Origin of the sequence: Chitinimonas sp., from assembly GCF_041904975.1 — a bacterium.
Lineage (GTDB): Bacteria > Pseudomonadota > Gammaproteobacteria > Burkholderiales > Chitinimonadaceae > Chitinimonas.
This window is the reverse complement of sequence record NZ_JAYRLZ010000164.1, coordinates 1-9,578: the sequence shown is the minus strand read 5'-3', so window position 1 is coordinate 9,578 and position 9,578 is coordinate 1. Positions and strand designations below refer to the sequence as shown.

10 protein-coding genes are annotated in these 9,578 nt (G+C 60.0%); 6 read left to right on the top strand and 4 right to left on the bottom strand.

Features of this window, described 5'->3' with window-relative positions; translation table 11 throughout:
* Window positions 1–217 precede the first annotated feature (217 nt).
* Window positions 218–1,591, bottom strand: a complete 1,374-nt coding sequence (pmbA, locus tag ACE3OH_RS14720) for a metalloprotease PmbA (RefSeq protein ID WP_374354383.1) — start codon at window positions 1,589–1,591, stop codon at window positions 218–220.
* A gap of 112 nt (window positions 1,592–1,703) precedes the next feature.
* Between pmbA and yjgA the strand changes: the two genes are divergently transcribed.
* The 5 genes from yjgA (at window position 1,704) to ACE3OH_RS14695 (ending at window position 4,670) form a co-directional block, all read left to right on the top strand.
* Entirely contained in the window at window positions 1,704–2,288 is a 585-nt protein-coding gene (gene yjgA / locus ACE3OH_RS14715) for a ribosome biogenesis factor YjgA (RefSeq protein WP_374354380.1), read from the top strand.
* Window positions 2,281–2,850 carry a molybdopterin adenylyltransferase gene (gene mog, locus ACE3OH_RS14710; RefSeq protein ID WP_374354377.1) on the top strand — a complete coding sequence of 190 codons (570 nt, stop codon included), beginning with the start codon at window positions 2,281–2,283 and terminating at the stop codon, window positions 2,848–2,850. Before yjgA ends, mog begins: the two co-directional genes overlap by 8 nt.
* A 64-nt stretch (window positions 2,851–2,914) precedes the next feature.
* Window positions 2,915–3,346, top strand: a complete 432-nt coding sequence (locus ACE3OH_RS14705; protein ID WP_374354374.1) for a hypothetical protein — start codon at window positions 2,915–2,917, stop codon at window positions 3,344–3,346.
* 65 nt (window positions 3,347–3,411) lie between these two features.
* Entirely contained in the window at window positions 3,412–3,999 is a 588-nt protein-coding gene (locus ACE3OH_RS14700) for a DNA-3-methyladenine glycosylase I (protein WP_374354372.1), read from the top strand.
* The gene (locus ACE3OH_RS14695) at window positions 3,996–4,670 is read left to right on the top strand and encodes an alpha/beta hydrolase (RefSeq protein WP_374354369.1); all 675 of its coding nucleotides are present in this window, start codon (window positions 3,996–3,998) and stop codon (window positions 4,668–4,670) included. The genes ACE3OH_RS14700 and ACE3OH_RS14695 overlap by 4 nt, the downstream gene beginning before the upstream one ends.
* A 28-nt stretch (window positions 4,671–4,698) precedes the next feature.
* On the opposite strand, the gene recA is transcribed toward ACE3OH_RS14695, so the two are convergent.
* Together recA and ACE3OH_RS14685 are read right to left on the bottom strand one after the other, a co-directional pair.
* Complete coding sequence (gene recA, locus ACE3OH_RS14690; protein WP_374354366.1) at window positions 4,699–5,745, bottom strand: recombinase RecA; 1,047 nt, start codon at window positions 5,743–5,745, stop codon at window positions 4,699–4,701.
* Between the two features lie 118 nt (window positions 5,746–5,863).
* A complete protein-coding gene (locus ACE3OH_RS14685) occupies window positions 5,864–7,714 on the bottom strand; it encodes an ATP-binding protein (protein ID WP_374354363.1) in 1,851 nt (616 codons plus the stop codon).
* A 103-nt stretch (window positions 7,715–7,817) separates the two neighbouring features.
* Here ACE3OH_RS14685 and ACE3OH_RS14680 point away from each other — a divergent pair, with 103 nt between their 5' ends.
* Complete coding sequence (locus tag ACE3OH_RS14680) at window positions 7,818–9,080, top strand: D-amino acid dehydrogenase (RefSeq protein WP_374354359.1); 1,263 nt, start codon at window positions 7,818–7,820, stop codon at window positions 9,078–9,080.
* Between the two features lie 48 nt (window positions 9,081–9,128).
* Here the strand turns inward: ACE3OH_RS14680 and ACE3OH_RS14675 are convergent.
* Window positions 9,129–9,578, bottom strand: a 450-nt coding sequence (locus ACE3OH_RS14675) for a PDZ domain-containing protein (RefSeq protein WP_374354356.1), incomplete at its 5' end; no start/stop codon positions are given.

Genomic DNA, 9,578 nt, shown 5'->3' with positions numbered 1-9,578 from the left:
ATGAGTGGTAAACGCCATGTTGCGCACCTTGCACAATCGGGCAACAAAGAGCGCGGGTAGTGGCAATCGCAAGCAGCGATACAGCAGCAACTCACCCGGCACGCCACATGCGGCCACGACGTATGCGGTTCACCTTGGTCAATTGTCGGCACACCTTGTAGCTGCGCGATTGGCCCACAGATACCATCGCAAATCGCCACTCACCTGATGGAAACAATCACTCCCCGGCTACCGTCATCCGTTCCACCAGGATCGATCCAACCCGCTTGCTGCTGCGAGTCTCGATATCCGAGCCGATCGCCACAATGCCGCGATAAATGTCGCGCAAATTGCCGGCAATGGTTACCTCCTCCACCGGATGCACGATCACGCCGTTTTCTACCCAAAAACCGGCCGCGCCGCGCGAGTAGTCGCCAGTCACGCCATTGACGCCCTGCCCCATCAATTCGGTGACATAAAGCCCGGTTCCAAGGCGCTTGAGCATATCGGCCAGATTGCCTGCTGTCGGTGCAACCAGCAGATTGTGGCTGCCGCCGGCATTACCGGTACTCTCCATGCCCAGTTTGCGTGCCGAATAGCTGCCGAGGAAATAGCCATGCAACACGCCCGCCGCTACGAGCTGGCGCCGCACCGTTGCCACGCCTTCTGCGTCGAAATTACTGCTGGCCATGCCGCGCGGCAAAAATGGGTCCTCAACAATGTCGACCAGCGGCGAAAACACCTGGGTGCCAAGCGAATCAAGCAAAAAGGACGACTGTCGATACAGGCTGCCGCCCGATACCGCGTTGACGAAGTGCCCGAGCAGCCCGCCGGCCAGAGCGGCGTCATACAGTACCGGGTAGTCGCCGGTCTTGATACGCCGCGCGCCAAGACGCGCCAGTGCCCGCTCGCCGGCCCTGCGGCCGACTGCAGCTGCCTCCTCCAGATCTGTCGCTGCGCGCGCCGAGCTATACCAGTAGTCGCGCTGCATGACCGCAGCCTCCTGGGCTATCACCGCACAGGAAACCGAATGGCGCGAGCTGAGGTTGTAACCGGAAAAACCATGAGAATTGGCATAGATCGACTGCCCGGCATGGCTCGACACCGTCGCGCCTTCCGAATTGCCGATACGGCCATCCACCGCGCGTGCAGCAACCTCGCATTGCCGGGCCAGGTTGATGGCGGCCTCAACCGGCAGCGCCCAGGGATGGTACAGGTCGAGGTCGGCAAAATCGCGTGCAAGGCGATGAGGATCAGCCAGACCGGCACAGCTGTCCTCGGCGGTGTAGCGCGCGATGGCCAGGGCTGCTGCAACGGTCTGCGCCAGGGCCGCGTCGGAAAAGTCCGAGGTGCTGGCGTGGCCCTTGCGCTGACCCAGATAAACGGTCACGCCCATGCCCTTGTCGCGGTTGTACTCGATGGTCTCTACCTCACCCAGGCGCACCGACACGCTCTGGCCGGCCGACTCGGACACATCCACATCGCAAGCGCTGGCACCGGCTGCCTTTGCCTTGTCCAGCACCCGCGCCGCCAGTTCATCCAGCTGGGTGCGGCTAAAAGAAAAACTGGCGCGATCTTCAGCCTGGGCTGGCGCTATCGTGGATTGGCTCATGAATTCTCGAATATAGAGTGAGTTAACAAATCAGGCATCGGCCAACCGGTTTCGGTGCGGGCGGCGTCTGTCCGGTATCATAACAGCCCGAATCGTCTCCCCACTGCCTGCCATGTCACGTCACACCCCAGTCAACCACGATGAATTCGATCAGGATGACGAGATCGAAATCGTCAGCAAATCGCAGATGAAGCGCGAAATGAACGCGCTGCAAGACCTTGGCGTCGCGCTGATCGATCTGTCGCGCAGCCATCTGAAGAAGCTGAACCTGCCCGACGCCCTGTTCACCGCCATCATCGACGCACAAAAAATCACCGCCAACAGCGCCATCAAACGCCAGCGCCAGTATATCGGCCGGCTGATGCGCGAGGTCGACCCGGTGCCGATCCAGGCCTATCTGGACAGCCTGCGCGGCGACAACGACAAGCAGACCGCCTGGCTGCATCTGATCGAGCGTACCCGCGATGAACTGTTGGCCGACGACAAGGCGGTAGCGCGCTTGATCGACGAGCATGCCGGTATCGATATCCAGTCGCTGCGCCAGATGGTGCGCAATGCGCGCAGCGAGCGCGCAGCCAACAAGCCACCAAAGCACTTCCGCGCGCTGTTCCAGTTCCTGAAAACACTCTACCCGGAACCACAGATCGTACCTCAGGCCGATGCCGACACCGAAGATGAGGATGAGGCCGATGACTGAACCGCTGAAGATCGGCTTGCTGTCGATCTCTGACCGGGCATCGACCGGGGTGTACGAGGATCGCGGCCTGCCGGCCCTGCGCGACTGGTTGGCCAGCGCGATCTCGACGCCGTATACGGTGTACGAGCAGCTGATACCGGACGAACAGGCGCAGATCGAAGCCAGCCTGCGCGACATGGTCGACACACAAGGCTGTGGCCTGGTGCTGACTACCGGCGGCACCGGACCGGCGCCACGCGATGTCACGCCGGAGGCCACGCTGGCAGTCGCCGACCGGCTCATGCCCGGCTTTGGCGAGCAGATGCGGCAGATCAGCCTGCACTTTGTGCCCACCGCCATCTTGTCGCGTCAGCTTGGCGTCGTCCGGGGCAGCGCCCTGATCGTCAATCTGCCCGGCCAGCCACGCGCCATCAAGGAGACGCTGGAAGGCCTGAAAGACGCCGAGGGCAATACGCTGGTGCATGGCATCTTTGCCGCCATTCCCTACTGTCTCGATCTGATCGGCGCCGCATGGATCGATACCCACCCTGCAATCGTGAAGTCATTCCGGCCCAAAAAATAGGCAATTGCCTGCCTGCTTTGCCAGAATGGACAGGCAGGCATTGCAAATCAAAGGCGGAATCGAGATGGCTCAGGAAGAAAGCAGTTGGCTGTCACGCGTGCTGGCCGCATTTTCATCACTGTTTACACAAAAAGACGCTGGCCAGAAAAAAACCGCCAGCACCCCGCCTTCGCGCAAATCACGCCATATCGCCGGGCACTGGCCGGTCTATATCGAGCTGTGCAACTCAACGCGCGAAACCCACAAGCCGGGCGATGACTCGGTATTTACCTTGCGCTTTTCAGCCAGCGACGCGCCCTTGCTCAAGTCGCTGAAAATACAGGCACGCGAGTTCAATGGCAGCTATGTGCCCGAGAAGAAAGCCTTTATCGTTCAGGTACCGGAGCGCCTGGTGCAGGAATTGACGCGGAATGCCGATGAGGCTTGTCATGTAGAGGGCTTTGTCGATGGCGCCTCGGTGGGCAGCCGCCGCTTCAATATTCCTTTATCCTTCTGATCTTTCTGCCTACGCCTCATCACCACGCCATGCTTAGCCATGGCGTGCCAGTCGAAGCAATTTCAATGACTATTCATCCACTACGCTGCCGCTGGGCCAACCCGAACAATCCGCGCTACCTTGCCTACCACGATGAGGAATGGGGCGTACCCTGCCACGACGAGCGCACGCTGTTTGAAATGCTCAATCTGGAAGGTGCGCAGGCAGGCCTGAGCTGGGAAACCATTTTGAACAAGCGCGACGCCTATCACAGCGCCTTTGCCGGCTGGAATGCCGAGCTGATTGCCCGCTTCGACGAAGCAAAGTTTGCCGAACTGCTTGGCAATGCCGGTATTGTGCGAAACCGGCTGAAAATCGCCGCCACAATTGGCAATGCCCGCGCCTACCTGGCCATGCGCGAACGGGGCCTGACGCTGGATGCCTATCTGTGGGCCTTTGTCGATGGAACGCCGATACAGAACCACCACGGCGCCAGCAATCCGGTGCCTGCCAAGACCACGCTTTCCGACCAGATCTCGAAAGACTTGAGCAAGCGCGGTTTCAAATTCGTCGGGTCCACCATCATTTATGCCTATATGCAGGCCTGCGGCCTGGTTAACGACCACAGCACCGACTGTTTTCGCCACGAACAAGTAAAAGGATTGAACCGATGAGCGTATTGCTCGACAGCCTGGAAGTTGAAACCGGACCCGCACCGAGCTGGTCAGTGATCTGGATGCATGGGCTCGGTGCCGACGGCAATGATTTCGTGTCCATCGTGCCGGAGCTGGGATTAGCCGGCCACGCCAACGTACGTTTTGTATTTCCCCATGCACCGATGATTCCGGTCACCTGCAATAACGGCTACGTGATGCGTGCCTGGTATGACATCGTGTATTTCGACAATATCAACCGCCATGCCGACGAAGCCGGCATTCGCCAGAATCGCGATGCCATCCGCGTGCTGATCGAGCGTGAAAAGCAGCGTGGCGTGGCAGCAGAGCGCATCTTTATCGCCGGCTTTTCACAAGGCGGCGCCATGGCGTATACGGTTGGGCTCACCCATCCGGAGCGGCTCGCCGGCATCATCGCTTTGTCCACCTATATTCCGGCGCCAGCCCTGTTGAGCAGCGAAGCCAGCCCAGCCAACCAGCTGACACCGATCTTTGCCGCCCATGGCGAGCAAGATCCGATCGTGCCACTGGCACTGGGCGAATTGGCCCGCCAGCAGGTCAGCCAACCCGGCCGCCCGCTGGAATGGCACAGCTACCGCATGCAGCACTCAGTATGTATCGAAGAAGTTCACGCCATAGGAGCATGGCTGAAACGACAAATGGCAGCCTGAGCTGCCATTTGTCGGGTACACACGCGGATCAAGCGTTTTCCGGCATTTCCTCGTCATCCGCTTCGTCAGCAGCGGCAATCGGCACAGCCACACCCACCAGGGCGCGTACCTTGCCTTCGATCTCGCGGGCAATGGCGGGATTGTCGCGCAGGTATTCGCGCGCATTGTCCTTGCCCTGGCCGATCTTGCTACCTGAATAGGCATACCAGGCGCCAGACTTGTCGACCACCTTGTGCTGCACACCGAGCTCGATGATTTCGCCCTCGCGGCTGATGCCTTCGCCGTACAAGATATCGAAATTGGCTTCACGGAACGGCGGCGATACCTTGTTCTTCACCACCTTGACGCGGGTCTCGTTGCCGACCACTTCCTCGCCCTTCTTGATGGCACCAGTGCGGCGGATATCCAGGCGGACCGAGGCATAGAACTTCAGCGCATTACCGCCGGTGGTGGTTTCCGGGTTACCGAACATCACGCCGATCTTCATGCGGATCTGGTTGATGAAGATCACCAAGGTATTGGTGCGCTTGATATTGGCAGTGAGCTTGCGCAAGGCCTGCGACATCAGGCGCGCCTGCAAGCCGGGTAACTGATCGCCCATTTCGCCTTCGATTTCGGCGCGTGGCACCAAGGCGGCGACCGAGTCGATAACGATGATGTCCACGCCACCGGAGCGCACCAGCATATCGGCGATTTCCAACGCCTGCTCGCCGGTATCCGGCTGCGAAATCAGCATATCGCCGACATTCACCCCGAGCTTTTGCGCATAAACCGGATCAAGTGCGTTTTCCGCATCGATATAGGCAGCAACGCCACCGAGCTTTTGCATTTCCGCTACAGCTTGCAGACACAAGGTGGTTTTACCGGACGATTCCGGACCATAGATCTCCACGACGCGGCCACGCGGCAGACCACCTACGCCCAGTGCCAGATCCAGACCCAGCGAGCCGGTTGAAACTACTTGCAGGTCATTCTGAATCTGGGCTTCGCCCATCTTCATGATCGAGCCCTTGCCGAATTGCTTTTCGATTTGCGCCAAGGCGGCGGCCAGCGCTTTGCTCTTGTTGTCGTCCATGGTGGGATCCTTGAATTTTTGGTGAACGAATGTTCACCTGACGCAGACCGGCGGACTATAGCACAGCAAGGCGCCATGTAAAGCCCCGGCATGCATCAAGCAGCAAGCGGCCACGCCATCAGGGTGCGTTGCGATCCACCTGGCGCGGCAGGGTGAAGTAGAAGGTGGCACCCTGCCCCAGTGCGGCACGTGCCCATACCCGGCCGTTGTGCCGGCCGATCACCCGCTGCACGATCGCCAGCCCGACGCCATTGCCCTCGAATTCCTGCGGGCTGTGCAGGCGCTGGAAGGCCCCGAACAGCTTGTCGGAATAAGCCATATCGAAGCCGGCGCCATTATCGCCGACATAAAAGGCATTCTGACCATCAATATGGGTGGCACCAAAGCGGATTTCGGCATTGACCACCTTGGCGGTGAATTTCCAGGCATTGGCCAGCAGGTTTTGCAGGACCAGGCGTATCAACTTCGGATCGGCATCGGTGATCATGTTCGGCATGATCTGGATCGATACTTCGCGCCCCGGCTCGAGCAATTGCAGCTCCTGCACGATCTCGTTGGCAATCTCGCTGAGATTGACCGGCTGCGTCTTCACTTCACTGCGTGTCAGCTTCGACAGGTTCAGCAGGTCGTCGATCAGATTGGACATATTCTGCGTGGCCTTGCGTATCCGCCCCAGATACTGCCGCCCCGCGTCATCCAGCTTGTCGCTATAGTCCTCCAGCAGCACTTGCGAGAAGCCATCCACGCTGCGCAGCGGCGCACGCAGATCATGCGAAACCGAATAACTGAAGGCTTCGAGTTCCTTGTTGGCCGCGGCCAGCGCCTTGGTGCGCAGCTCCACCAGTTCTTCAAGGTGGTTGCGATAGTGATTCAGCTCGATTTCGGTCGCCTTGCGCACCGAGATATCGATCAGATACCCCTGCAAATGGCGCTCGCCCGTGTCATCGGGAATGGCGGTCGCCACCAGCAATACCCACACCTCCTTGCTATCCACACCTAGCATGCGGCATTCGAACTCGATGACCGAATCGCGCTCTTGTTGCTCGGTAAACAGCTGGTAGGCCAGATGGCGGTCGTCCTGATGCAGATAGCTGGTCAGGAAACCCTCGCTATACCAGATATGCAGCGGATAGCCGAGCAGGGTCTCTGCCTGCGGGCCGACATAGGTGAAGCGCCACTCTGCCGGATTGGCTTCCCAAGGCACCACATTGGTGGATTCAACCAGACGCCGGTAACGGTCTTCCGATGCACGCAGTGCCTGCTCGATCTGCTTGCGCTGCTGGATATCCGCCTCCAGCTCGCGATTCTTTGCCTCCAGCTCGCCAAACAGGCTGTGCAATGATTGCCGGGTGATTTCCAGGCTCTGCCCGAGCTTGCCGATTTCATCCTGGCGCCGCCACTCGAACGGCGTGGACAGATCGCGGCTCGCAAGGCGGATCGACTCGGACATCAAGCGCTGCAGCGGGTTGAGCACCCGGCTCTGCATCAGGCCGAGAATCAGCGCCAGGCTGACAAACAGCTGGAACGCAACGGTAAACAGGTAGTAGCGCTGATATTGGTGGATGGATGCCAGCGCATTGCCATCGTCCATTTCCACCGTGACCTTGCCGATCACATTGCCTTGCTTGGTCACGCTTTGCGACAGGGTCTTGAGCTTGCCCTGGCGCCGATCCGGCTTGTTTTGCTCCAGAAAGGTGCCAAGCGTGGCATCCTGCACGGTAACGCGCACGATGCGCTGGTCACTCATCACCGAATCGAGCAGGGGTCGGCCGGTATCGGGCGACAGATTCCACAGGGGCTCCTGCATACCGAGCACCAGAATTTCGGTAATGCGCTGGTGATCTTCGCTCAGTTGCCGGAGCAGGCCATCCTGCTGACGATTCAGCGTGACAATGCTGCTGATGATTCCAGGAATCAACAATCCAAGCAGAATGGCCAGCACCACAGCGCGCCGCAGGGTAAGTGTCATCGGGGACTTCCGGATTTTTGTATCATTGGCGGACAATGCAGTCCTTATTATTAGGCTCAGTACAAAGCCGATGCAATGTTGCATCCGGTAAAAGGGGGAAAGAGTGAGAGTCACCATCCTGGGTGCCGGCATTATCGGCATATGTTCGGCCTGGTATCTGCGCAAGGCCGGCTTTGAGGTTACGGTGATCGACCGCCAGCCGGAACCTGCGCTGGAAACGAGTTTTGCCAATGGCGGGCAGGTATCGGTGTCACAGTCCGAGCCTTGGGCCAACCCGGATGCGCCGCGCCAGATTTTCAACTGGTTGTGGCACGATGATGCGCCGCTACTGTTCCGCCCGCGCCTTGATCCCAAGCAATGGGCGTGGGCCCTGCGCTTTTTGCAGCAATGCCTGCCCGGGGCAAACCGCCGCAATACACGCCAGCTGCTGCGCCTTGGCCTGTATAGCCGCGAGACACTGCAAGCGCTGCGCGATGAAACAGGCATTCAGTACGATCAGGGCTGCCGTGGCATCCTGCAGATCTATTTCGACCATCCGAGTTTTGATGCCGCGGTTGAAACCGCCGCCTTGATGCGCCAGCAAGACTGCCTGCGCGAGCCGCTGAACCCCGAGCAAGCCATTGCCATCGAGCCCGCCCTGGCGAATTTGCGCGGCCGTCTGGTGGGCGCCACCTATGCCAAGGATGATGAATCCGGCGATGCGCGGCTCTTTACCCAGCAGCTGGCGAAGCTGGCCGAGGCAGCCGGAGTCGAATTCCGCTTCAATACCTGTATCCGCTCGCTGGAAATCGAAGATGGCGATATCAGCGGCGTGCGCATCCTGTGCAGTGAAGGACGCCAGCACATCCTGCGCAGTGATCGCTATCTGGTTTGCCTTGGCAGCTACACCGCCCCGCTGCTGGCACAGATCGGCATCTCGCTACCGATCTATCCCACCAAGGGCTATTCGGTCACCATGAGCACGGCGGGCCATGTCGGCGCCCCGCATGTGAGCATCACCGACGAGACCATGCGCATGGTGTATTCCCGCTTGGGCGAGCGTATCCGTATTGCCGGTACCGCCGAGCTATGCGGCTTTGACACCGAATTGAACGATCTACGCTGCGAATCCCTGATACGCCGCTATTTCTCGTTGTTTCCCGATTCGGCCGATATCAACTCTGCCCAGTTCTGGACCGGCTTGCGCCCGTCCACACCGTCGAATGTGCCCATCATTGGCCAGAGTCGCTATCGCAGCCTGTATATCAATGCCGGCCATGGCACCCTGGGATGGACCGAAGGCCCCGGCTCGGGCCGCGCCATCGCCGGCATCATCGCCGGTACGCCGCCCGATATCGGCTTCGACTTCATCCAGGGCGGGCGCTAAGCCCGGCATTACTTGCCGCTGCGCCCCTGCGCAGCGACAAAGGCACTGTCAGGCACCTAACCAGGCTTTACGGGCAGCGCTGGTCAGCTTGTCGGCATCGTCGCGCTTCAAGCCCACCGTGTTGGTCGGTGCGGCAGCCAGACGCAGCTTGAATTTCATCAGCTCGTCACGGCGGAATGCCAGCACTTCCACCTTGTCACCGGCCTTGCCTTGCGCCAGCGCCGCATCCAGATTAGCTTGGCTTGCCTTCAAGCCATCGATCGCCACCAGCACATCGCCTGCGCTCAGGCCGGCCAGCATGGCCGGGCCATCGCTGATGACATGGGTGAGCTTGACCAGGGCACCATCGCTGGCCGTGCGTGCGCCGAGCCACAGCGCAGGAGCCTTGGCAGCGTCCAGCCAGCCGCCCTTGTCGCTGGCCGCCAGTTGCGCGCGCGCCTGCAGCCGCACGCCCACGGTCGCCAGACTATCAGCCAGGGGCAAGGCATCGGTGCTGCG

What these genes read in the sequence shown, in the direction of transcription:
- pmbA (WP_374354383.1), bottom strand. Translation starts at nt 1,591, where the DNA reads ATGAGCCAATCCACGATAGCGCCAGCCCAGGCTGAAGATCGCGCCAGT.
- yjgA (WP_374354380.1), top strand. Translation starts at nt 1,704, where the DNA reads ATGTCACGTCACACCCCAGTCAACCACGATGAATTCGATCAGGATGAC.
- mog (WP_374354377.1), top strand. Translation starts at nt 2,281, where the DNA reads ATGACTGAACCGCTGAAGATCGGCTTGCTGTCGATCTCTGACCGGGCA.
- ACE3OH_RS14705 (WP_374354374.1), top strand. Translation starts at nt 2,915, where the DNA reads ATGGCTCAGGAAGAAAGCAGTTGGCTGTCACGCGTGCTGGCCGCATTT.
- ACE3OH_RS14700 (WP_374354372.1), top strand. Translation starts at nt 3,412, where the DNA reads ATGACTATTCATCCACTACGCTGCCGCTGGGCCAACCCGAACAATCCG.
- ACE3OH_RS14695 (WP_374354369.1), top strand. Translation starts at nt 3,996, where the DNA reads ATGAGCGTATTGCTCGACAGCCTGGAAGTTGAAACCGGACCCGCACCG.
- recA (WP_374354366.1), bottom strand. Translation starts at nt 5,745, where the DNA reads ATGGACGACAACAAGAGCAAAGCGCTGGCCGCCGCCTTGGCGCAAATC.
- ACE3OH_RS14685 (WP_374354363.1), bottom strand. Translation starts at nt 7,714, where the DNA reads ATGACACTTACCCTGCGGCGCGCTGTGGTGCTGGCCATTCTGCTTGGA.